Here is a 21,613-nt window from a genome sequence, read left to right as displayed (position 1 = left end):
GCGATGATCCAGCGTTTAATCCTTACTCTCGCGGCACTTACGCTGCTCGGCACACCGGCGCAGGCGCAGGACCGTGAAGTGCCTTATTGGGCGAGCCTGCGGGCCAACGAAATCAACATGCGCGTCGGACCCAGTGCGGACTACAAGATCGACTGGGTTTATCGCCGCAAGGGTCTCCCCGTGAAGGTCGTGCGCGTGATGGAGGGCTGGCGCCTGATCGAGGATCCGGACGGCACGCGGGGCTGGGTTGCCTCGCGCCTGCTGGACCCGGCACGCGGCGCCATGGTTATCGGGCAGGAAGCCGCGCCGATGCGCGAGGACGCCGATGCCAGCGCGCCGATCAAGTGGCAGCTTGCCCCCGGCGTGGTCGGCACGCTGGGCGATTGTGCGCGGGGCTGGTGCGAGATGACGGTCGGCAAGCGGTCGGGCTGGGTGCGTCAGACCCGGCTCTGGGGCGCTGGCGAGCCCTGATCACTCCGCTGTTCGCGGCCTTACCGTATAGCTTTCGCTGCCGTCGTCGCGGGTCGTGACGAAGGAACCGTCGGGCGACATGGGCGAGTTCGTCCAGCAGCGTTCCTGCTGGTCTTCTCCATCGCCTTCGGGATCGAAACAGACCTGCGGGCCATCCACTTTCCACCGTCCGCGGCCGACTTCCTGTCCCTCAGCGCTGTCGATATATGTCCTGTCCTCGCGCAATTCGGTGGTCGCGTAGACCACGTTTTCTCCGACGATGTCGAAGGTGCCGGGCCCCATCGTGTAGAACTTGGGCGAGGGCGCTTCGGCCTCTGCCGTGCTCTCCGGCTGAGGTTCCGGATCGGAAGCCTGGCCGCAGGCGGCGAGGGCAAAGGAGCCAAGATGGCAAGGGTACGCAAATCGTATCTCCCGCAAAACGAGAAAGGGCGGCCCATCGGACCGCCCCTATCGTAATTTCCATGTAAACGCGACGCGTTACATCGCCGGTTCGTCTTGCACGCGGCGCACGGTGATCGATGTGCCGTCGGTTGCGGTCGCTTCGAACGAACCGTCCGCGCCCGGCGTTCCGCCGGTCCAGCACACTTCCGGATCGGCACCAGCATCGTCGTAGCAAAGCTGGTCGCCCTGCTGGCGCCAGGTGCCGCGTTCCAGTTCGTTGCCTTCCAGATCGGTGTCGACATAGGTGCCGTCGGCGTTGACCTGCTGTCGAACGACGGTGCCGTCATCCATGGTCATTTCGTACGTGCCGGCCATCTGGCCCGCCGTGGCGGTGTCGGTGGTGCCGGCAGGTGCCGTGGTCTCGATCGGTTCGACCGGCTCTTCGGCCTCGTTCGATCCGCAAGCTGCAAGCATTCCGCAGGCGGCGACAACCATCAGTTTCTTCATAGCTATTCCCCTTTCCCCGCACCAACGCTGCTGGTGCGGGGAAAGGTCCCGGCAAATCAGACCAGTTCGACCGCCACGGCCGTCGCTTCGCCGCCGCCGATACAGAGACTGGCGACGCCGCGCTTCTTGCCTTGCGACTTCAGAGCGTTGAGCAGCGTGACGATGATGCGCGTGCCGCTGGCGCCGATGGGGTGGCCCAGGGCCGTGCCGCCTCCGTTCACATTGATCTTGTCATGCGGGATGCCGATGTCGCGCATGGCGAACATGGCGACGCAGGCGAAGGCTTCGTTGACTTCCCACAGGTCAACTTCGTCCGCGCTCCAGCCGGCCTTGTCGAGAACCTTTTCGATGGCGCCGATGGGCGCGACGGTGAACTCGCTCGGCTCCTGCGCATGGGCGGCCATGGCGACGATCTTCGCCACCGGCTGCTGACCGTTCTCCTTTGCCACGCTTTCGCGGGTGAGGACGACGGCCGCCGCACCGTCCGAGATCGAGGAGGAAGTCGCTGCCGTGATCGTGCCATCCTTGGCAAAGGCGGGGCGCAGCTGCGGGATCTTGTCCGGATTGCCACGACCGGGCGCTTCGTCCTTGTCGACCGTGACCTCGCCCTTGCGGGTCTTGACCGTCACCGCGACGACTTCGTCCGCAAATGCGCCGCTGTCGATGGCGGCGTTGGCGCGGCGCAGCGATTCGATCGAGTAATCGTCCATCTGTTCGCGAGTAAGCTGGTATTCGTTCGCTGTGTCTTGCGCGAAGGTGCCCATGGCGCGGCCTTCCTCATAGGCGTCTTCCAGCCCGTCGAGGAACATGTGGTCATAGGTCGTGTCGTGCCCGATGCGCGCGCCGCTGCGGTGCTTCTTGAGGAGGTAAGGCGCGTTGGTCATGCTCTCCATGCCGCCGGCGACGACATAGTCGATCGTGCCGCTGGCAAGCGCTTCGGCGCCCATGATGACCGTCTGCATGCCGCTGCCGCAGACCTTGTTGACCGTGGTCGCCTGGACCGACTTGGGCAGGCCGGCCTTGATCGAAGCCTGACGGGCAGGCGCCTGGCCGAGACCGGCCGGAAGGACACAGCCCATATAGGTGCGGTCGAACTTGTCGACCGCGACACCCGAACGCTCGACCGCGGCCTTCACGGCCGTAGCGCCGAGATCGGTCGCGGATACTTCGGCCAGCGCCCCCTGCATGCTGCCCATCGGGGTGCGGGCGTAGGAGAGGATGACGACGGGGTCGGTGGCGCTGAACTGGGTCATGCTGGTGGTTGTCCTTGTAGTCTGGAACTTAGTCTGGAATATCTCGTCGCCGAGATAGGCCTTGTGCTGGTGCAGCGCAACATAGACCCCGGGAGAATGCAAATGGCGGACAATCGCAAGCTCGAGATGGAAGATGTCCTGCGCAAGCAGCGCGCCGTCCACACCCAGATGCGCCCGGAGCCGCTGTCCATCCGGAAGGACCGGATCAAGCGCGCGATGAAGCTGTTGAAGGAGCACGGCGACGACCTGTGCAAGGTGATGAGCGCCGACTTCGGCAACCGCTCGCCCATGCAGTCGATGATCACCGACATCGCGGGCACGGTGAATTTCGGAAAATATTGCCTCAAGCATGTCGACAAGTGGTCGCGCAGCGAGAAGCGCAGCGTGCAATTCCCGCTCGGCCTGCTCGGTGCAAAGGCGGAGCTGCGCTACGAGCCCAAGGGCGTGGTCGGCATTCTCAGCCCGTGGAATTTCCCGGTCAATCTGACCTTTGGCCCGCTCATGCAGGTCTTCGCCGCCGGTAACCGCGCGATGATCAAGCCGAGCGAGTTCACCGCCAAGACCAGCCTGATGATGAAGGAGCTGGTCGAGGAATACTTCACGCCCGACGAATGCGCTGTCTTTACTGGCGGACCCGAAGTCGCGGCGGCCTTTTCCGAGCTGCCGTTCGACCATCTCGTCTTCACCGGGTCCACTGCCACGGGACGCAAGGTGATGGAAGCGGCCTCGAAGAACCTCGTGCCGGTCACGCTGGAGCTGGGCGGCAAGAGCCCGGTCTTCCTCGGCGAGAGCGCCGATTTCGCCAAGGCGGGCGAGCGCATCGCGATGGGCAAGATGATGAACGCCGGCCAGATCTGCCTCGCGCCAGACTATATGTATGTGCCCGAAAGCAAGCAGGACGAGGCGATCCACGGCGTGTGGCAGGGCACGGCAAATATGTATCCCACGATGCTGGAGAACGAGGATTACGCCAGCCTCGTCTCCGATCGCCACTTCGACCGCCTGCAGGACATGGTGGCCGACGCGCGCGACAAGGGCGCCGAGGTGATCGAGGTCAATCCGGGCAACGAGGATTTCGGAAGCAGCAACGCGCGCAAAATGCCGCTTACCATCCTCAAGGGCGTGACCGACGACATGAAGGCGATGCAGGAGGAAATCTTCGGTCCTGTCCTGCCGGTCAAGACCTACACGCAGATCGACGATGCCATCGATTACGTGAACGAGAACGACCGCCCGCTGGGCCTCTATTACTTCGGTGAGGACAGCGGTGAACGCGAAAAGGTGTTGACCAGGACGATCAGCGGCGGCGTAACCGTGAACGACGTGATCTTCCACGTCTCGATGGAAGACCTGCCCTTCGGCGGCGTCGGGCCTTCGGGCATGGGCAGCTACCACGGTGTCGAGGGTTTCCGCGAGTTCAGCCACGCACGCAGTGTCTACACGCAGCCCAAGATCGACGTTGCGAAGCTGGGCGGGTTCAAGCCGCCCTATGGCTCGGCGACGGAGAAGGCCGTCAAAGGCATGATGAAATGACGCGTTAAGACGCGATCGCCTGGGATAGAAAGGTCGCCCGGATCCATTCGGACCGGGCGGCCTATTTTGCAGCCTCGATAGGGTGGGCTGAAGATCAGCGGATCAGTCGTTGTCCTTTTTGAAGGAGAACTCAGCAAAACCGACCATGACGGCTTCCCAGTAGAGGAGGTTGTCGAGGAACAGTTCCTTCGACATGCCGCCCACTTCGAGGTCGATGTCCATTTCGATGGCAGGGTCGCGGTCCTGGTCGAGATAGATACGGCCGAAGCGGTTCTCGGCGGCATAGGTGTTCATCTCTTCCAGCGTCGGCTTATCCTTGGGCGTGAAGGCCGTATAGAACTGGACCGACTTGCACCCATCGCCCTTGTCGTTGCAGTCGTAGGGCAGGATGAGGAAGCTGTAGCCGGCCATGCCGGTCTTGATATGGCGATCGCCGCCAGTACCCTCGACCTTCGCCTTGTAGCCTTCTGCCTGGAGAAGGTTGGCGATCTGGTCCACGTCTGCGACGATGTTCTTGGCTGCGAGCGGGCTTGCGGCCAGCATGCCCGCAGCGATGACGGCGCCCGAGAGAGCGTGTTTGATCATTTTTGAGTATTTCCCTGTTGATTGATCCCGTGGCTGCCTTGATGCCAAGGTCTTAACACCGGCTCAACAGCGCTTGCGAAATTCGCGGGATATCTGGCAGCCGTGACCCTTGCACCATTCCGGCGAGAGGCCTAGAGGCGGGCGCGAAACCCTTGTGCCAGACGGAATCATACGTGGTCGACCTCGAACAATATCTTCCGATCCTGATCTTTCTTTTCATCGCGGCGGGCCTTTCGGCCCTCTTCGTGTTCCTGCCGATGGGCGTCTCGCGCCTTACCGGCTCGCACGCCCCCACTGCAGAGAAGCTCAGCGAATATGAATGCGGCTTTCCCGCCTTCGACGATTCCCGCAGCCAGTTCGACGTGCGCTTCTACCTCGTGGCGATCCTCTTCCTGATCTTCGACCTCGAAGCGGCCTTCCTCTTCCCCTGGGCTGTGAGCCTCGATTTTACGGGCTGGACGGGCTGGGCGACCATGGTCGTCTTCCTTGTCGAGCTGGTGATCGGCTTTGCCTACGCGTGGAAAGTCGGCGCGCTGGAGTGGGACTGATATGAGCAATTCTACCATTATCACGCCGCCCAACGCCGTGCCCGCCGCCCAGCCGGGGGACGTGCGCCAGCCGGACGCGGACTATTTCAACGCGCTGCAGACCGAAGTGAACGACAAGGGCTTCCTGGTCACCTCGACCGAGGACCTGTTCCAGTGGGCGCGCACCGGTTCGCTGTGGTGGATGACCTTCGGCCTCGCGTGCTGCGCGGTCGAGATGATCCACGTCAACATGCCGCGCTATGACATGGAGCGTTTCGGTGTCGCCCCGCGTGCCTCCCCGCGCCAGAGCGACGTGATGATCGTAGCCGGTACGCTGTGCAACAAGATGGCACCCGCCTTGCGCAAGGTTTACGACCAGATGTCGGAACCGAAATACGTCATCTCGATGGGTAGCTGCGCGAATGGCGGCGGCTATTACCACTATAGCTACAGCGTCGTGCGCGGGTGTGACCGGATCGTGCCGGTGGACATCTACGTTCCCGGCTGTCCGCCGACAGCCGAAGCGCTGCTTTACGGCGTAATGCAGCTGCAGCGGAAAATCCGCCGCGTCGGCACGATCGAGCGTTGAGGGTAGGCACGATGGCAACACTCCACTCCGCGCCCCGCTTCACGCAGATCGAGGGCTTGGCCGGCACGCTCGGCTCTGCGCTTGGCGAGCATCTCGTGTCCGCGCATGAAGAGCATGGCGAGCTCCTGCTGACCGTGCAACGCGCCTCGGTCGAGGACGCGCTGCGCATCCTGCGTGACGATCACGGCTACCAGCAGCTGATGGAAATCGCCGGGGTCGACTATCCGAGCCGCGCAGAGCGGTTCGAAGTCGTCTACATGCTGCTCAGCCTGACGAAGAACAGTCGCATCATGGTCAAGTGCACCGCGTCGGAAGACACGCCCGTGCCGACCGTGACGACGCTCTGGCCCAACGCAGGCTGGCTCGAACGCGAAGTCTTCGACATGTATGGCGTGCTGTTCGACGGCAACACCGACTTGCGCCGCATCCTGACCGATTATGGCTTCGAAGGGCATCCCTTCCGCAAGGATTTCCCGCTCACCGGCTATGTCGAATTGCGGTATTCCGAAGACGAGAAGCGCGTGGTCTACGAGCCGGTCGAGCTTGCCCAGGACCTGCGCCAGTTCGACTTCATGAGCCCGTGGGAAGGCGCGGATTACGTGCTGCCGGGTGACGAGAAGGCGACGACCTCGCCGGTCGACGAGCCCAAGACTACCGAAAGCCCCAAGCAGACCGGCGCGGGTAAGAAGACCGACGACAAGGCTGCCGAAAAGGTCAGCGCCGGCGCTCCGGCCGAGGAAGACGGCGGCAAGGATGCCGAGCCGCCCAAGCCGACCGAGGATCGTCCCGCCCGCGCCAAGCGGCAGGGCAAGACGACCGACACGGCCAAGGCGACTGAACCAAAAGCCAAGAAAGCTCCGGCCAAGAAAAAGCCTGCGGCCAAGAAGGCTGCTACCAAGAAGCCCGCTGCAAAGAAGGCTCCGGCCAAGCGCAAGGCTCCGGCCAAGAAGAAGGACGCCGAATGATGTCGTGCCGTCCTTCCCCCTGCCTCTCGGCTAATCCCGTCCTCTTTTCCGTGAACTGGATCCGCGCATGAGCAGTGCAATGCACATCGAGGAATCGCCCACCACCGGCGACGAGACGATCACAAATTACACGATCAACTTCGGGCCCCAGCATCCCGCGGCGCATGGTGTGCTGCGCATGGTTATGGAGCTCGACGGCGAGATCATCGAACGGATCGATCCGCATGTCGGCCTGCTGCATCGCGGCACCGAGAAGCTGATCGAGCACAAGACCTACCTGCAGGCGCTGCCCTATTTCGACCGGCTCGATTACTGCAGCCCGCTGGCGCAGGAATACAGCTACGTCCTCGCCATCGAGAAGCTGCTCAATGTCGAGGTGCCCGAACGCGCGCAGTATATCCGCGTGCTGTTCGCCGAGCTGACGCGTATCTGCAACCACATGCTCAACATCGGCGCGCACGTCATGGACGTTGGCGCGATGACGCCGAACCTGTGGGTGTTCGAACTGCGCGAAGACTGCATGAATTTCTTCGAGCGCATGAGCGGCGCGCGCATGCACCACGCCTACCTGCGCCCGGGCGGTGTCCACCAGGACGTGCCCGAGAAGCTGCTCGTCGACATCGGCGAATGGATCGACACGCGCCTGCCCGAACTGTTCGGCGATGCGATGAGCCTCGTGCTCGACAACCGCATCTTCAAGCAGCGCAATGTCGATATCGCCGTCGTGAGCAAGGACGATGCCGTGGCCTGGGGTTTCTCCGGCCCGATGATCCGTGCGGCCGGAATTCCTTGGGACCTGCGCAAGTCGCAGCCCTACGATGTCTACGACCGGATGGAATTCGACATTCCCGTCGGCACCAATTCGGACTGCTACGACCGCTTCGTGGTGCGCGTGAAGGAAGTTTACGAAAGCGCGAAAATCATCAAGCAGTGCCTGCGCGATATGCCGACCGGGCCGATCGCCAGCACCGACCGCAAGGTTTCGCCGCCCAAGCGCGCCGAGATGAAGCAGTCGATGGAAGCGCTGATCCACCACTTCAAGCTCTATACCGAGGGCTTCCACGTGCCCGCGGGCGAAGTCTACGTCGCCACCGAAAGCCCCAAGGGCGAATTCGGCGTCTACCTCGTCAGCGACGGCTCGAACAAACCCTACCGCTGCAAGATCCGCCCGACGGCCTTCAGCCACCTGCAAGCAATGGATTTCATGAGCAAGGGCCACATGCTGCCCGACGCCACCGCCATCCTCGGCGCCATCGACGTCGTGTTCGGGGAGTGTGACCGGTGAGGAACATTATCGCGTTCACGCTCTTGCTGGCATCCGCTCCGGCATTGGCAGCCCCGCCGCCGCCGCCAGCACCGGCAGTCGCAGCCTTCTACGACGACTTCTTCCGCGCTCTACCGAATATCTTTCCGGGAGACCTAGTCGCAGTCACCCCGATGGTGCACGAAAATGTCGAGGTTTACCGCGATGGCGAGCTGCAATCATCGACGCGCGATGAATGGTTCTCGTGGCTCCAAGGGCTCGCCGGCTCGATGGATAGCGCGAGCACGTCGCGTGAAGAATTTTTCTATGCGGACGAGGACAGCATTCTCGTTCGCGAATTTTGGTGGCCTTACAAGAAAGATGTGATGGTGCATCCCGAATTCCCGGTACGGTTCGTCCGCTATCATTTCCATCAGCAGAAGCTTGTTCGCGTGGATTATCTCATGTCGGCGCGCCCGACCAATGTGAAGTTCGGGGCTGAAAACGATGGCTGACCGTAATCCCGCACCCGATACACCCGAACTCCGCGAGCGCTGGGGTGCTTTCGAGTTCAACGATAGTTACCGCGCACGCGCGGACAAGGCGATTGCGCGCTATCCGGAAGGGCGCCAGCGTTCCGCCGTGATGCCGCTGCTCGACCTTGCCCAGCGCCAGGTCGGCGAGGAAACCGATACGCAAGGCTGGCTGCCGCTGCCGGTGATCGAATATGTCGCCGACTATCTCGACATGCCGGTCATCCGCGTGCTCGAAGTCGCCAGCTTTTACTTCATGTACAACCTCGTGCCGGTGGGTAAGTACCACGTGCAGGTCTGCGGCACGACGCCGTGCATGCTGCGCGGTTCGGACGGGTTGTTCGAAACCTGCAAGAAGCGCGGCATGAAGAAGGGCCATGTCTCGGAAGACGGCCTCTGGACGCTCACCGAGGTCGAATGCATGGGCAATTGCGCCACCGCGCCGATGGTCCAGATCAACGACGACAATTATGAAGACCTGACGCCCGAACGCCTCGACGAAATCCTCGACGAACTGGCCGCGGGCAAGCAGCCCAAGACCGGCACGCAGATCGCAGGCAAGAAGACGAGCGAACCCGAAGGCGGCCCGACCACGCTGAAGGAAATGGTCGACGCGAACCACGATTACCGGGGAGAATGGAAATGAGCGCAGACTGGCTCACCATCATTCTCGCCATCGTCGCGGTGGTCGTCGCCTGGAAGGTGCTCAAGGGCATCGTCAAGACCGTGGCGCTCGTGGCAATCCTGATTGTCGCCGCCATCGTAGTGTTCGGGGGAGGCTTCTGATGCTCGCCGACAAGGATCGCATCTTCACCAACCTTTATGGCTTCCAGGACTGGGGCCTGAAGGCAGCCGAAGCGCGCGGCGACTGGGACGATACCAAGTCGCTGATCGCGCGCGGTCACGACAATATTATCGAAGAGATCAAGGCCTCGGGTCTTCGCGGACGGGGGGGCGCAGGCTTCCCGACCGGTCTCAAATGGTCGTTCATGCCGAAGGAATCGAAGGACGGCCGTCCCAGCTTCCTCGTTATCAACGCCGACGAATCCGAACCCGGCTCCTGCAAGGACCGCGAGATCATCCGCCACGATCCGCATAAGCTGATCGAAGGCGCGCTGGTCGCCGGTTATGCCATGCGGGCGAGGGCGGCTTACATCTATATCCGCGGCGAATATATCCGCGAGGCCGAAACCTTGCAGGCCGCCATCGACGAGGCTTATGACGCCGGCCTGATCGGCAAGAACGCCTCGAAGTCGGGCTATGACTTCGACGTCTTCCTGCACCGGGGTGCGGGCGCTTACATCTGCGGCGAAGAAACCGCGATGATCGAGAGCCTCGAAGGCAAGAAGGGCCAGCCCCGCCTGAAACCGCCGTTCCCGGCAGGTGCAGGCCTCTATGGCTGCCCGACCACGGTCAACAATGTGGAATCGATCGCTGTCGTCCCGACCATCCTGCGCCGCGGCGCATCGTGGTTTTCAAGCTTCGGACGCGAGAACAACAAGGGCACCAAGCTCTTCCAGATCAGCGGCCATGTGAACAAGCCCTGCGTGGTCGAGGAAGCGCTCAGCATTCCGTTCAGCGAGCTGATCGAGAAACATTGCGGCGGCATCATCGGCGGCAAGGACAACCTCCTTGCCGTGATCCCGGGCGGTTCGTCGGTCCCGCTGGTTCCGGCCGAGCAGATCTGGGACGCCCCGATGGATTTCGACGGTCTCAAGGACCTCGGATCGGGCCTCGGCACGGCCGGCGTCATTGTGATGGACAAGTCGACCGACATCGTCCGCGCGATTTCCCGTCTCAGCTATTTCTACAAGCACGAGAGCTGCGGCCAGTGCACGCCCTGCCGCGAAGGCACGGGCTGGATGTGGCGCATGATGGAGCGCCTGCGCACCGGGGATGCGGCGATCGAGGAAATCGACATGCTGCAGCAGGTCACCAAGCAGGTCGAAGGTCACACTATCTGCGCGCTCGGCGATGCGGCGGCATGGCCGATCCAGGGCCTCATCCGCCACTTCCGCCCCGAGCTCGAACGCCGGATCGAAGAACACAACGCCAAGTTCGCGGAGGCCGCGGAATGAGGCTGCTTCTTGCCTCCTTAATCGGTGCGTCGCTCTGCGTTCCTGCCATGGCGCAGGACGACGACTGGGAAAAGAAGCGTGATCGCTTCCTGCGCCCGGAAAGCATGGTCGGGACCCGGTTCAAGCAAGAACCGGAAACCGCGAGCGAGACCGATTCCCGCCAGATGCAGCAGCGGCTTGCGAAATGCGTCTATTTCGACAGCATGGAAGAGCTGGACACGTTGCTCGCCAACAGCGACTTCGAGCGGATCGACTTTTCGGCCACCGCCTTCGAGCCGGGCGAATTCTTCGACGATATCGATTTCAGTCGCTGCATCGGTAGGGCCATGAAATCGTCGCATTACAAAATGATGGTGTCGATGAACTACTCGACCCTGCGCAACTTGCTGGTCGAGGAAGCTTACAACCACGCCAACAAGCGCGCGCCTGTGCGCGAAGAGGGCGCCCCCCTGCTGGTTGCCGACCGCTTCGCCTACACGCGCGGCGGCCCGCGCGCGCAGGTGATGGCGGAAGTGTCGGACTGCATCAGCTATCGCCGCCCCGATCTCGCGCACACATTCCTCGACGCGCGACCTGGAACAAGTAACGAAACCGAAGCGCTCGAGGCGCTTTACCCCACGCTCCTGACCTGCCTCGAAACCGATGACGCCGGCAATCTCAGCACCTCGCTGGTGCGCCGGATGGTTGCGGACGGGATGTGGGCGCGCAGCTATCACGGCGCTTTCGCAGCTGCCGAAACCGAAACAGCGGATGCCGAATAATGCCTAAAGTCACCGTAGACGGACAGGAAATCGAGGTTCCGGAGGGCGCGACCGTCCTTCAGGCCTGCGAGCTTGCGGGTAAGGAAATCCCGCGCTTCTGCTATCACGAGCGGCTGAGCATCGCCGGCAACTGCCGCATGTGCCTTGTCGAAGTGAAGCCCGGGCCGCCCAAACCGCAGGCAAGCTGCGCGCTTCCGGCCACCGATGGCCAGGAAATTCGCACCGACAGCGAGATGGTGAAGACCGCGCGCGAAGGCGTGATGGAATTCCTCCTCATCAATCACCCCCTTGATTGCCCGATCTGCGATCAGGGCGGCGAATGCGATCTGCAGGACCAGTCGGTCGCCTATGGTCGCGGCGCGACGCGCTATGAAGAAAACAAGCGCGCGGTGACCGAGAAATACATGGGGCCGCTAATCAAGACGGTCATGACGCGCTGCATCCACTGCACTCGCTGCGTGCGCTTTTCGGAAGAGATCGCGGGCGTGGATGAAATTGGCGCGGTCGGCCGCGGCGAGGACATGCAGATCACCACCTATCTCGAGCAGGCGGCCGAGCACGAGCTGTCGGCCAATGTGATCGACCTCTGCCCCGTTGGCGCGCTCACTTCGCGCCCCTATGCGTTCGAAGCGCGTCCGTGGGAGCTGAAGAAAACGCTCAGCATCGACGTTTCGGACGCAGTCGGCGCGAATATCCGCCTCGACAGCCGCGGCCGCGAAGTCATGCGTGCGCTTCCACGTGTCAACGATGCGGTCAACGAGGAATGGCTTAGCGACAAGGGCCGCTACATGGTCGACGGGCTTTCAAAGCGCCGCCTCGACAAGGTTTTCATGCGCAAGAAGGGCGGTCTCAAGCCGTCGAGCTGGGACGAGGCTTTCAAGGCGCTTGCCAAGGCGAAACCCGGCAAGTCGATTGCCGCCGTCGCGGGCGACATGGTCGATTGCGAGACGATGTTCGCGGCCAAATCGCTGCTCAAGGCCTGCGGTTCGACGCTGATCGAAGGTCGTCAGACCGGGATGGATTATGACGTGTCGAACCTCGCGGCGGTCAATTTCAACTCGACCTTCGAGGGCCTCGAGCACGCTGGTGCGATCCTTGTCGTCGGCAGCCACATCCGCTGGGAAGCCCCGCTGGTGAACGTGCGCATCCGCAAGGCGGTGAAGCGCGGCGCGAAGGTTTTCGTAGTCGGCCCGCAGTGGGAGACGACCTATCCGGCCGAATTCCTCGGCACCGACCTTGGCGTGCTCAACGAGCTTCCGGGTCACGTTGCGGATGCTTTCAAGGGCGCGGATCGCAGCGCTGTCATCGTCGGCGGTGGTGCACTTAAGGGTGCGCACGGCAAGGCTCTCGCTCTCGCGAGCGAATGGGGCGCGGATTTCAACGTGCTGCATTTCTCGGCTGCACGCATGGGCGGCCTGATGCTCGGCTACGCACAGAAGGGCGGCATGGCGGATATCGTCAAGGCCAAGCCCAAAGTGGTCATCAGCCTCGGCGCGGACGAAATGGATTTCGAACCCTTCGCCGACGCGCTGAAGGTCTATATCGGCCATCACGGCGACAAGGGCGCGCATGCGGCGGATATTATCCTGCCCGCGGCAAGCTATGCCGAGAAGGACGGGACTTACGTCAACACCGAAGGCCGCGTGCAGTTTGCCGAGAAGGCCGTCTTCGCTCCGGGTGATGCCCGCGAAGACTGGACCATCCTGCGCGCGCTGGCCGATGCTTTGGGCGTCGAGGTCGGCTTTGACAGCTTCGCGCAGCTTCAGTCGGCGATGATCAAGGAAGTCCCGGCGCTGGGCGAAGAAGGTTTGGCCGACTTCGGTGCGCTGCCCAAGGCGGACGCCAAGGCAAAGGCCGAAGGCACGATGAGCGCCTATCCGATCAAGGACTTTTACCTCACCAATCCCATCGCCCGCGCCAGCGCGGTGATGCAGCGCTGCTCGGACGAACTGCTCCACGGCGGTGAGCTGGCGGAGGCCGCGGAATGACCGAATTTTTCCAATCCCTCGGCATGTCCTACGAATGGGCATGGGCCGTTGCCACCATTGCCGGCATCCTGCTGATCGCGCTGCCGTTGATGCTGGCCGTGGCCATGATCATCTATGTCGACCGCAAGGTTTGGGCGGCGATCAACCTGCGCCGCGGCCCCAACGTGGTCGGCCCCTTCGGCCTGCTGCAGAGTTTTGCCGACGGCCTGAAGGTATTCCTGCAGGAAACCATCATCCCGAGCGCGGCAAACAAGGGCATCTTCCTGCTCGCGCCGATCGTGACCTTCACGGTTGCGCTCGCCGCCTGGGCGGTCATCCCGTTCAGCGCCGAAGCGGTGCTGGCGGACATCAACGTCGGCCTGCTCTACATCCTCGCGATCAGTTCGCTGTCGGTTTACGGCGTGATCATGGCAGGCTGGGCTTCGAATTCGAAGTATCCCTTTTTCTCCGCCATGCGCGCCTCGGCCCAAATGATCAGCTATGAAGTCTCGATCGGCTTCATCCTCGTCTGCGTGGTGCTTTACGCCGGAACCTTCAATCTCAACGAAATCGTGCTGGCCCAGAAGGGACACGGCTTCGGCATCGTCAACGGCTATGTCTTCAACCTGCTGCTGTTCCCGATGTGGATCATGTTCTTCATCTCCAGCCTGGCGGAAACGCAGCGCGTCCCGTTCGACCTGACCGAAGCGGAAAGCGAGCTCGTGGCCGGTTACCAGACCGAATACAGCTCGATGGCTTTCGCGCTGTTCTGGCTGGGCGAATACGCCAACATCCTGCTGATGTGCATGCTGAATGCGATCCTGTTCTTCGGTGGCTGGCTGCCGCCGGTCGATTGGGAGCCGCTCTACATGGTGCCCGGCATCGTGTGGATCCTGCTGAAGACCTTCATGTTCTTCTTCTTCTTCAGCTGGGTCATGGCGACCGTTCCGCGCTATCGCTACGACCAGCTGATGCGCCTGGGCTGGAAGGTCTTCCTCCCGATCAGCCTGCTGTTCGTTGTTCTTGTTTCCGGTTGGCTGATGGCCACCGGCCATTATGGAGCCGCCGCATGAGCGTCGCCCATCTCATAAAGTCGTTCACCCTGTGGGAGTTCGTGAAGGCGCACGCCCTCACGCTGAAGTACTTCTTCAAGCCCAAGGTGACGATCAACTACCCGTTCGAGAAGAACCCGCTTTCCCCGCGCTTCCGCGGCGAGCATGCCCTCCGCCGTTATCCCAATGGCGAGGAGCGCTGCATCGCCTGCAAGCTGTGCGAGGCCGTCTGCCCCGCGCAGGCGATCACCATCGAGAGCGAACCGCGCGAGGACGGCAGCCGCCGCACAACGCGTTACGACATCGACATGACCAAGTGCATCTTCTGCGGTTTCTGCCAGGAAGCCTGCCCGGTCGATGCCGTGGTCGAGGGTCCGAACTTCGAATACGCCACCGAAACCCGCGAGGAGCTGCTCTACGACAAGGCCAAGCTGCTCGCCAATGGTGACAAGTGGGAGCGGGCCATCGCCGCGAACCTTGAAGCCGACGCACCCTATCGCTAACCGCGCCGCAATCGAAATCGGGACATCATGATCCAGACCTTTGCCTTTTACATGTTTGCGGTGCTCGTGATTGCATCGGCCGTGATGGTGATCATGGCCCGCAACCCCGTGCATTCCGTGCTGTGGCTCATCCTCGCCTTTTTCAACGCCGCCGGTCTCATGGTCCTGGTCGGCGCGGAATTCATCGCGATGCTGCTCGTCATCGTCTACGTGGGCGCGGTCGCGGTGCTGTTCCTGTTCGTGGTCATGATGCTCGACATCGACGTGGCCGCGATGCGCGCAGGCTTCATCAAGAATTTCCCCCTCGGGATCGCAATTGCGGTGATCCTGCTGGCGGAGCTGGTGCTCGGCATCGGCGCCTATCGCGTCGGCGCGATTGAGCTCGGCACACCGCTTGCCAGCGACACGGCCGCCATGGTCGAGAGCAACACGGGCGCCATCGGCGCGCTGCTCTATTCCAAGTACATCTTCCTGTTCGAGACCGCAGGTATCGTCCTTCTCGTGGCGATGATCGGCGCGATCGTGCTGACACATCGCCCCACGAAGTCGAAGCGCGGTCAGCAGGACATCGGCAAACAGGTCCGTCGTTCGCCCGACGAGGCGACAGTCATGAAACAGCCCAAGGTGGGCGAGGGGGTCGAGCTGTGATCGGCATCGAACACTACATCATCGTCAGCGCGATCCTTTTCGTGCTGGGCGTGCTCGGTATCTTCCTCAACCGGAAGAACATCATCGTGATCCTCATGGCGATCGAGCTGATCCTGCTCGCCGTGAACATCAATATGGTCGCCTTTAGCGCCTTCCTCGGCGATCTGACCGGCCAGGTCTTCGCGATGTTCATCCTGACCGTTGCGGCGGCAGAGGCAGCCATCGGCCTCGCCATCCTCATGATTTACTTCCGTGGCCGCGGCACCATCGCGGTCGACGATGCGAACCAGATGAAGGGATAAGGCGACGTGAACTCGATCCTTTTCATCGTCTTCCTGCCGCTGCTTGCGGCAATTGTGGCAGGCCTCGTCAATAAGAGCGCACCCAGCGTCTTCGCAAAGTCGATCACGACCGGCGCGCTGTTCATTTCCTGCGCGCTGAGCTGGCCGATATTCCTCGGCTTCGTAAACGGCAGCGCGGAAGCCAGCGTGGTCCCGGTCTTGACCTGGGTCCAGTCAGGCGCCTTGTCGTTCGACTGGGCGCTGCGCGTCGACACGCTGACCGCCGTCATGCTGGTGGTCATCACCACCGTTTCGGCGCTCGTCCACCTCTATAGCTGGGGCTATATGGAGGAAGACCCGGACCAGCCGCGCTTCTTCGCCTACCTCTCGCTCTTCACCTTCGCCATGCTGATGCTGGTGACGGCCGACAACCTCGTCCAAATGTTCTTCGGTTGGGAAGGCGTGGGCCTCGCCAGCTACCTGCTGATCGGGTTCTGGTTCAAGAAGCCCAGCGCGAACGCGGCCGCGATCAAGGCCTTCGTGGTCAACCGCGTGGGCGACCTTGGCTTCATGCTCGGCATTTTCGGCACCTTCTGGGTGTTCGGCACGGTTTCGATCCCCGAGATCCTCGAAGCGGCGCCCGGCATGAGCGGAGCGACCATCGGCTTCCTCGGCCTGCGCGTGCATACGATGGACGTGCTCTGCATCCTCCTGTTCATCGGCGCGATGGGCAAGTCGGCGCAGCTAGGCCTGCACACTTGGCTGCCCGACGCAATGGAGGGCCCGACCCCGGTCTCGGCCCTGATCCACGCTGCCACCATGGTGACCGCAGGCGTGTTCATGGTCTGCCGCCTTAGCCCCATGTTCGAAACCGCGCCTGTGGCGCTCGGCATGGTGACCTTCATCGGCGCGGCCACCTGCATTTTTGCCGCGACGGTTGGCACGACGCAGTGGGACATCAAGCGCGTCATCGCCTATTCGACCTGTTCGCAGCTGGGCTACATGTTCTTCGCAGCCGGCGTGGGCGCTTATGGTGCGGCCATGTTCCACCTGTTCACGCACGCCTTCTTCAAGGCGCTGCTGTTCCTCGGCGCAGGCTCGGTCATCCATGCGATGCACCATGAGCAGGACATGCGCTATTATGGCGGCCTGCGTAAGGAAATCCCGCTCACTTTCTGGGCGATGATGGCAGGCACGCTGGCGATTACCGGCGTGGGTATCTACCATCTTGGCGCCGGTTTCGCGGGCTTCTGGTCGAAGGATGCGATCCTCGAAGTGGCCTATGGCCGCGGGACCGAACTCGGCAACTTCGCCTTCTGGATGGGCACGCTCGCCGCACTGCTGACCAGCTTCTATAGCTGGCGCCTGATGTTCCTGACCTTCTGGGGCAAGCCGCGCTGGATCGAGAGCGAACACATCCAGCACAGCGTCCACAAAACGCCGGAAGAAGCTGGCGAGGACACGACGGGTGGCTACCATCCGCACGAGAGCCCCATCTCGATGCTCATCCCGCTCGGCGTTTTGTCAGTGGGCGCGGTGTTCGCCGGTCAATTCTTCGCCGAAACTTTCCTCGACAGCGAGGCATTCTGGGCTGACTCGATCTACTACAACCCGAACCTCATCCATGCGATGCATGCGGTTCCCACCCCGGTTAAGTACGCGGCGCTGATCGTAATGGTCATCGGCCTCTTCGTGGCATGGCTCGCCTACATCAAGGACACTAGCATCCCCGGCAAGGCGGCCGAGCAGCTCGGCCCGGTCTACCGCTTCTTTTACAACAAGTGGTATTTCGACGAGCTCTACCACTACCTCTTCGTGGTCCCCGCCTTCTGGCTGGGCCGCCAGTTCTGGAAACTCGGCGATATCGGCACGATCGACCGCTTCGGCCCCAATGGCGTGGCCTGGGTGATCGAAAAGGGCTCAGTCGGCGCCAAGAAGTTCCAGACCGGATATCTGTATAGCTACGCGCTGGTGATGCTCCTCGGGCTTGTCGCCGCCATCACCTGGGTGCTGTTCTGATGGAGTTCCCCATCCTTTCGCTCATGCTCGCCGTGCCGCTCGTCGCGGCCATCGCCTGCCTGTTCCTGAACGCCTCCAGCGCACGCATGGTCGCGCTGTTCGCGACGCTGATCGATCTCGCCCTGGGGGTTATCCTCTGGCTGAACTACGACATCGGTGGAGCCCAGTGGCAGTTCACCGAACGCGCCCAGCTTTTCGCCGGCTTCGAATACGCGCTCGGCATCGACGGTATCGCGCTGATGCTGATCATGCTCAGCGTCTTCCTGATGCCGATCTGCATCCTCGCCAGCTGGGATGGCATCACTAAGCGCGTCGGCGAATACATGGCCGCGTTCCTCCTCATGGAAGTGCTGATGATCGGCGTGTTCGCCGCGCAGGACCTGTTCCTGTTCTACATCTTCTTCGAGGCCGGCCTGATCCCGATGTACCTGATCATCGGCGTTTGGGGCGGCGATAACCGCATCTACGCGAGCTATAAGTTCTTCCTCTACACGCTGCTCGGCTCGGTGCTGATGCTGATCGCCATGCTGTGGATGGTGAACGAGGCAGGTACCTCCGACATCCCCACGCTGATGCAGTACGACTTCCCGGTCGGCGCGCAGCTCTGGCTCTGGCTCGCCTTCTTTGCCAGCTTCGCGGTGAAGATGCCCATGTGGCCGGTCCATACCTGGCTGCCCGACGCGCACGTCCAGGCGCCGACGGCCGGTTCGGTCATCCTCGCCGGTGTCCTGCTGAAGCTGGGTGGCTATGGCTTCATCCGTTTCAGCCTGCCCATGTTCCCCGATGCGAGCGCGGACCTTGCTTGGCTGGTCTTCGCGTTGTCGATGGTTGCGGTGATCTACACCTCGCTCGTCGCGCTGGTTCAGCACGACATGAAGAAGCTGATCGCCTATTCCTCGGTCGCCCACATGGCGATCGTGACCGTCGGCCTGTTCGCCTTCAACGTGCAGGGTCTCGAGGGCGCGATGATGGTCATGCTCGGCCACGGGCTCGTATCGGGTGCGCTGTTCCTATGCGTCGGCGTGATCTACGATCGCCTGCACACGCGCGAGATTGCGCGTTATGGCGGGCTCAGCATCAACATGCCGAAGTATGCGCTGTTCTTCCTGCTGTTCACCATGGCTAGCGTCGGCCTGCCGGGGACGAGCAACTTCGTCGGCGAATTCCTGGCGCTGGCCGGCATCTACAAGGTCTCGACCTTCGTGACGCTGGTTTGCACCACCGGCATCATCCTCGGTGCGGCCTATATGCTCTACCTGTATCGCCGCGTCGCGTTCGGTGAGCAGAAGAACGCCGATGCCGCCGCCATGACCGATCTCAACGCCCGCGAATGGGCCATGCTTGCCCCGATTGCAGCCGCCGTGCTGTGGATGGGCGTCTATCCGGAAAGCTTCCTCGCCCCCATGCGCCAAGACATTGCCGCGCTCGAAGCTCGCCTCGCGAGCGTCGCCCCGCAGTACGATAGCGAACTCACAGTCGGCACGCCGAAGGACCACGCGGCCAACTTTGTCGCTCCGAGCCACGAAGGGGAGGGAGAGCACTGATGTCCTACGCCACCTCCTTCTACCTCACCGGCGCAGAAATCGGCCTTTCGGTCACGGGCCTCGTGCTGCTGCTGGTCACTGCTTGGACCGGCGAAAAAGCCGCGCGCGGCATTACGATCGCCGCCGTCGCCGCTTTGTTTGGCGCGCTGGCCTTCAATCTCTCGCTCTTCGGCGAGGGCGCATCGGCTGATGCTTTCGCGGGCCTCGTGCGGATCGACAATTTCGCAGTCTTCGCGAAGAGCCTGATCTACATCGCGGCCATCGCCTGCCTGATCGTGGCGCCCAATTATTTCACCCCACGCGCCCAGTATCGCGGCGAATACGCCGTGCTCATGGTGTTCAACGCGGTTGGTATGGGGTTGATGGTCTCGGCCGTCGACCTGATGACGCTCTACATCGGTCTCGAACTGTCGAGCCTGTCGTCCTACGTCCTCGCCAGCTTTGCACGGCGTGACGACAAGTCGAGCGAGGCGGGTCTCAAGTACTTCGTCCTCGGTGGCCTCGCTTCGGGCATCATCCTTTACGGTGTGAGCCTCGTCTACGGCTTCTCGGGCACGACGAGTTACGACGGCATCCGCGCCGCGTTCAGCGCCGATTTCTCGACCGGCGCCATGTTCGGCGTGGTCTTCGTGCTTGCCGGCTTCGCCTTCAAGATCGCGGCCGTGCCGTTCCATATGTGGACGCCCGACGTCTACGAAGGCGCGCCGACGCCGGTCACCGCCTTCTTCGCCAGCGCCCCCAAGGTCGCCGCAGTCGCGATGCTGGTGCGCATGGCCACAGGTCCCTTCGGCGGACAGGTCGAGGCGTGGCAGCAGATTGTCATCTTCGCCGCGCTCGCTTCAATCGTGGTTGGTGCGCTCGGCGCAATCGGGCAGGCGAACCTCAAGCGATTGCTGGCCTATTCGTCGATCAACAACGTCGGCTTCATTCTCATCGGTCTGGCCGCAGCAACGCCCAAGGGTATCGAAGGCCTGCTGGTTTACCTCTTCATCTATGTCTTCATGACCATCGGCAGCTTCGTCGCCCTGCTCATGCTGCGCGATGCAGAGGGCAAGGCTCTGGCCACTTTCGACGATATTTCGGGCCTCTCGACGACTAGCCCGGCGCTCGCGTGGTGCCTGCTGGCCCTCATGTTCAGCCTTGCCGGCATCCCGCCGCTGTTCGGCTTCTGGGGCAAGTTCGTGGTCTTCCAGGCCGCGGTGCAGGCCGACATGATTGCGCTTGCCGCCATCGGTATCGCCGCCAGCGTGATCGGCGCCTTCTACTACATCAAGTTCATCAAGGTGATGTTCTTCGATGAGCCGAAGGGGGCAGCCCCCGCCAAGGCCCCTGTATCGCACTGGGTCGTGCTTGGCCTCAGCGTCCTCGTGATCTCGCCGCTCGGCTATCTGGTAACGCCGTGGCTGAGCGACATGGCAGGTGCGGCGGCGCAGGCGCTGTTCTTCGCCGCTTGATCCGCACGGTTCCCGAAACCGGTAGCACCAACGCCGACCTCGCTGCGCAATTGCGCGCTGGCGAGGCGTTGGGCGAGGGCAGCTGGCTGGTCGCTGACCGCCAGACCGCAGGGCGAGGGCGGCAGGGCCGGACCTGGTTCGACGGGCATGGCAATTTCATGGGCTCGACAATCGTCCGCCCACATGAACGCGACCCGGCGCCGGCAAGTCTCGCCCTTGTGACCGCGCTTGCGGTCTATGAGGCGGTCGTACCGCTGATCGCAAAGCCGTCTGAGTTGACGCTCAAATGGCCCAACGACCTGATGCTGGCAGGGGCCAAGCTGTCCGGCATCCTGCTTGAGCGTGAAGGTGATGCGATCATCGTCGGCATCGGTGTGAACCTCGCTGCCGCTCCAGACTTGCCCGATCGCCGCACGGTCGCCTTGTCAGCCTTCGGCCCGGCGCCCGAGCGTGACACTTTCGCCCGTTCGCTTGCTGCCAGCTTCGACCGCGAGCTGGATCGTTGGCGAAGCTTCGGCCTAGAACCGCTTGTCCGGCGTTGGGAGAGCGTCGCGCATCCGCAAGGAACCTCGCTGCGCGTGCACCCTCCCGGCGAGGAACCGATCCTGGGCGCATACGCTGGATTGACCGAAGACGGTGCCTTGCGCCTCCGCTTGGCGGGAGGCGAGAGCCGTGTCATTCATGCAGGCGATGTGATGTTCGCAAACGAGGAGGGCTAA

General features: G+C 62.5%; 24 protein-coding genes. 20 read left to right on the top strand and 4 right to left on the bottom strand.

Going from position 1 to position 21,613, the window contains the following annotated elements; genetic code table 11:
• The first annotated feature begins 3 nt into the window (after nt 1–3).
• A complete protein-coding gene (locus K3148_RS12785; RefSeq protein WP_221425142.1) occupies nt 4–471 on the top strand; it encodes an SH3 domain-containing protein in 468 nt (155 codons plus the stop codon).
• On the opposite strand, the gene K3148_RS12780 is transcribed toward K3148_RS12785, so the two are convergent.
• From K3148_RS12780 to K3148_RS12770, 3 genes are all read right to left on the bottom strand, one after another.
• Nucleotides 472–753, bottom strand: a complete 282-nt coding sequence (locus tag K3148_RS12780) for a hypothetical protein (protein ID WP_221425141.1) — start codon at nt 751–753, stop codon at nt 472–474. It lies immediately after the preceding gene.
• A 195-nt stretch (nt 754–948) separates the two neighbouring features.
• A complete protein-coding gene (locus K3148_RS12775; RefSeq protein ID WP_221425140.1) occupies nt 949–1,359 on the bottom strand; it encodes a hypothetical protein in 411 nt (136 codons plus the stop codon).
• A 56-nt stretch (nt 1,360–1,415) separates the two neighbouring features.
• On the bottom strand, nt 1,416–2,612 hold the full coding sequence (locus tag K3148_RS12770) for a thiolase family protein (RefSeq protein WP_221426724.1): 1,197 nt from the start codon (nt 2,610–2,612) through the stop codon (nt 1,416–1,418).
• A gap of 102 nt (nt 2,613–2,714) precedes the next feature.
• Between K3148_RS12770 and K3148_RS12765 the strand changes: the two genes are divergently transcribed.
• A complete protein-coding gene (locus K3148_RS12765; RefSeq protein WP_221425139.1) occupies nt 2,715–4,145 on the top strand; it encodes a coniferyl aldehyde dehydrogenase in 1,431 nt (476 codons plus the stop codon).
• A 102-nt stretch (nt 4,146–4,247) separates the two neighbouring features.
• On the opposite strand, the gene K3148_RS12760 is transcribed toward K3148_RS12765, so the two are convergent.
• Nucleotides 4,248–4,730 carry a YbjN domain-containing protein gene (locus K3148_RS12760; protein WP_221425138.1) on the bottom strand — a complete coding sequence of 161 codons (483 nt, stop codon included), beginning with the start codon at nt 4,728–4,730 and terminating at the stop codon, nt 4,248–4,250.
• Between the two features lie 173 nt (nt 4,731–4,903).
• Between K3148_RS12760 and ndhC the strand changes: the two genes are divergently transcribed.
• From ndhC to K3148_RS12670, 18 genes are all read left to right on the top strand, one after another.
• On the top strand, nt 4,904–5,278 hold the full coding sequence (ndhC, locus tag K3148_RS12755) for an NADH-quinone oxidoreductase subunit A (RefSeq protein WP_221425137.1): 375 nt from the start codon (nt 4,904–4,906) through the stop codon (nt 5,276–5,278).
• A 1-nt stretch (nt 5,279) separates the two neighbouring features.
• Nucleotides 5,280–5,846 (top strand): NuoB/complex I 20 kDa subunit family protein, encoded by a 567-nt coding sequence (locus K3148_RS12750; protein WP_221425136.1) that lies wholly within the window; start codon nt 5,280–5,282, stop codon nt 5,844–5,846.
• Between the two features lie 11 nt (nt 5,847–5,857).
• Nucleotides 5,858–6,811 (top strand): NADH-quinone oxidoreductase subunit C, encoded by a 954-nt coding sequence (locus tag K3148_RS12745; protein ID WP_221425135.1) that lies wholly within the window; start codon nt 5,858–5,860, stop codon nt 6,809–6,811.
• Nucleotides 6,812–6,878: 67 nt separating this feature from the next.
• On the top strand, nt 6,879–8,096 hold the full coding sequence (locus K3148_RS12740) for an NADH-quinone oxidoreductase subunit D (protein ID WP_221425134.1): 1,218 nt from the start codon (nt 6,879–6,881) through the stop codon (nt 8,094–8,096).
• On the top strand, nt 8,093–8,569 hold the full coding sequence (locus K3148_RS12735; protein ID WP_221425133.1) for a hypothetical protein: 477 nt from the start codon (nt 8,093–8,095) through the stop codon (nt 8,567–8,569). Before K3148_RS12740 ends, K3148_RS12735 begins: the two co-directional genes overlap by 4 nt.
• Nucleotides 8,562–9,233 (top strand): NADH-quinone oxidoreductase subunit NuoE, encoded by a 672-nt coding sequence (nuoE, locus tag K3148_RS12730; RefSeq protein ID WP_221425132.1) that lies wholly within the window; start codon nt 8,562–8,564, stop codon nt 9,231–9,233. Before K3148_RS12735 ends, nuoE begins: the two co-directional genes overlap by 8 nt.
• Nucleotides 9,230–9,373, top strand: a complete 144-nt coding sequence (locus K3148_RS12725; RefSeq protein WP_221425131.1) for a hypothetical protein — start codon at nt 9,230–9,232, stop codon at nt 9,371–9,373. The genes nuoE and K3148_RS12725 overlap by 4 nt, the downstream gene beginning before the upstream one ends.
• Complete coding sequence (gene nuoF, locus K3148_RS12720) at nt 9,373–10,665, top strand: NADH-quinone oxidoreductase subunit NuoF (RefSeq protein WP_221425130.1); 1,293 nt, start codon at nt 9,373–9,375, stop codon at nt 10,663–10,665. The genes K3148_RS12725 and nuoF overlap by 1 nt, the downstream gene beginning before the upstream one ends.
• A gap of 47 nt (nt 10,666–10,712) precedes the next feature.
• The gene (locus tag K3148_RS12715; protein ID WP_221425129.1) at nt 10,713–11,426 is read left to right on the top strand and encodes a hypothetical protein; all 714 of its coding nucleotides are present in this window, start codon (nt 10,713–10,715) and stop codon (nt 11,424–11,426) included.
• On the top strand, nt 11,426–13,414 hold the full coding sequence (nuoG, locus tag K3148_RS12710; protein ID WP_221425128.1) for an NADH-quinone oxidoreductase subunit NuoG: 1,989 nt from the start codon (nt 11,426–11,428) through the stop codon (nt 13,412–13,414). Before K3148_RS12715 ends, nuoG begins: the two co-directional genes overlap by 1 nt.
• Nucleotides 13,411–14,466, top strand: a complete 1,056-nt coding sequence (gene nuoH / locus K3148_RS12705; RefSeq protein WP_221425127.1) for an NADH-quinone oxidoreductase subunit NuoH — start codon at nt 13,411–13,413, stop codon at nt 14,464–14,466. The genes nuoG and nuoH overlap by 4 nt, the downstream gene beginning before the upstream one ends.
• Complete coding sequence (gene nuoI / locus K3148_RS12700; RefSeq protein ID WP_221425126.1) at nt 14,463–14,948, top strand: NADH-quinone oxidoreductase subunit NuoI; 486 nt, start codon at nt 14,463–14,465, stop codon at nt 14,946–14,948. The genes nuoH and nuoI overlap by 4 nt, the downstream gene beginning before the upstream one ends.
• A gap of 27 nt (nt 14,949–14,975) precedes the next feature.
• On the top strand, nt 14,976–15,596 hold the full coding sequence (locus K3148_RS12695) for an NADH-quinone oxidoreductase subunit J (RefSeq protein ID WP_221425125.1): 621 nt from the start codon (nt 14,976–14,978) through the stop codon (nt 15,594–15,596).
• Nucleotides 15,593–15,898, top strand: a complete 306-nt coding sequence (gene nuoK, locus K3148_RS12690; protein ID WP_221425124.1) for an NADH-quinone oxidoreductase subunit NuoK — start codon at nt 15,593–15,595, stop codon at nt 15,896–15,898. Before K3148_RS12695 ends, nuoK begins: the two co-directional genes overlap by 4 nt.
• 6 nt (nt 15,899–15,904) lie before the next feature.
• Complete coding sequence (nuoL, locus tag K3148_RS12685) at nt 15,905–17,896, top strand: NADH-quinone oxidoreductase subunit L (protein ID WP_221425123.1); 1,992 nt, start codon at nt 15,905–15,907, stop codon at nt 17,894–17,896.
• On the top strand, nt 17,896–19,440 hold the full coding sequence (locus K3148_RS12680) for an NADH-quinone oxidoreductase subunit M (RefSeq protein WP_221425122.1): 1,545 nt from the start codon (nt 17,896–17,898) through the stop codon (nt 19,438–19,440). The genes nuoL and K3148_RS12680 overlap by 1 nt, the downstream gene beginning before the upstream one ends.
• On the top strand, nt 19,440–20,894 hold the full coding sequence (gene nuoN, locus K3148_RS12675) for an NADH-quinone oxidoreductase subunit NuoN (RefSeq protein WP_221425121.1): 1,455 nt from the start codon (nt 19,440–19,442) through the stop codon (nt 20,892–20,894). Before K3148_RS12680 ends, nuoN begins: the two co-directional genes overlap by 1 nt.
• Nucleotides 20,891–21,613 carry a biotin--[acetyl-CoA-carboxylase] ligase gene (locus K3148_RS12670; RefSeq protein ID WP_221425120.1) on the top strand — a complete coding sequence of 241 codons (723 nt, stop codon included), beginning with the start codon at nt 20,891–20,893 and terminating at the stop codon, nt 21,611–21,613. Before nuoN ends, K3148_RS12670 begins: the two co-directional genes overlap by 4 nt.

The sequence above is a fragment of the Qipengyuania aurantiaca genome (genome assembly GCF_019711375.1).
GTDB lineage: Bacteria > Pseudomonadota > Alphaproteobacteria > Sphingomonadales > Sphingomonadaceae > Qipengyuania > Qipengyuania aurantiaca.
The sequence above is the reverse complement of the archived record's forward strand: the minus strand, read 5'-3'. Positions and strand labels throughout refer to the sequence as shown.

Coding starts and splice junctions, on each gene's coding strand:
- K3148_RS12785 (WP_221425142.1), top strand. CDS start 4: ATGATCCAGCGTTTAATCCTTACTCTCGCGGCACTTACGCTGCTCGGC.
- K3148_RS12780 (WP_221425141.1), bottom strand. CDS start 753: ATGGGGCCCGGCACCTTCGACATCGTCGGAGAAAACGTGGTCTACGCG.
- K3148_RS12775 (WP_221425140.1), bottom strand. CDS start 1,359: ATGAAGAAACTGATGGTTGTCGCCGCCTGCGGAATGCTTGCAGCTTGC.
- K3148_RS12770 (WP_221426724.1), bottom strand. CDS start 2,612: ATGACCCAGTTCAGCGCCACCGACCCCGTCGTCATCCTCTCCTACGCC.
- K3148_RS12765 (WP_221425139.1), top strand. CDS start 2,715: ATGGCGGACAATCGCAAGCTCGAGATGGAAGATGTCCTGCGCAAGCAG.
- K3148_RS12760 (WP_221425138.1), bottom strand. CDS start 4,730: ATGATCAAACACGCTCTCTCGGGCGCCGTCATCGCTGCGGGCATGCTG.
- K3148_RS12750 (WP_221425136.1), top strand. CDS start 5,280: ATGAGCAATTCTACCATTATCACGCCGCCCAACGCCGTGCCCGCCGCC.
- K3148_RS12745 (WP_221425135.1), top strand. CDS start 5,858: ATGGCAACACTCCACTCCGCGCCCCGCTTCACGCAGATCGAGGGCTTG.
- K3148_RS12740 (WP_221425134.1), top strand. CDS start 6,879: ATGAGCAGTGCAATGCACATCGAGGAATCGCCCACCACCGGCGACGAG.
- nuoE (WP_221425132.1), top strand. CDS start 8,562: ATGGCTGACCGTAATCCCGCACCCGATACACCCGAACTCCGCGAGCGC.
- K3148_RS12725 (WP_221425131.1), top strand. CDS start 9,230: ATGAGCGCAGACTGGCTCACCATCATTCTCGCCATCGTCGCGGTGGTC.
- nuoF (WP_221425130.1), top strand. CDS start 9,373: ATGCTCGCCGACAAGGATCGCATCTTCACCAACCTTTATGGCTTCCAG.
- K3148_RS12715 (WP_221425129.1), top strand. CDS start 10,713: ATGGCGCAGGACGACGACTGGGAAAAGAAGCGTGATCGCTTCCTGCGC.
- nuoG (WP_221425128.1), top strand. CDS start 11,426: ATGCCTAAAGTCACCGTAGACGGACAGGAAATCGAGGTTCCGGAGGGC.
- nuoH (WP_221425127.1), top strand. CDS start 13,411: ATGACCGAATTTTTCCAATCCCTCGGCATGTCCTACGAATGGGCATGG.
- nuoI (WP_221425126.1), top strand. CDS start 14,463: ATGAGCGTCGCCCATCTCATAAAGTCGTTCACCCTGTGGGAGTTCGTG.
- K3148_RS12695 (WP_221425125.1), top strand. CDS start 14,976: ATGATCCAGACCTTTGCCTTTTACATGTTTGCGGTGCTCGTGATTGCA.
- K3148_RS12680 (WP_221425122.1), top strand. CDS start 17,896: ATGGAGTTCCCCATCCTTTCGCTCATGCTCGCCGTGCCGCTCGTCGCG.
- nuoN (WP_221425121.1), top strand. CDS start 19,440: ATGTCCTACGCCACCTCCTTCTACCTCACCGGCGCAGAAATCGGCCTT.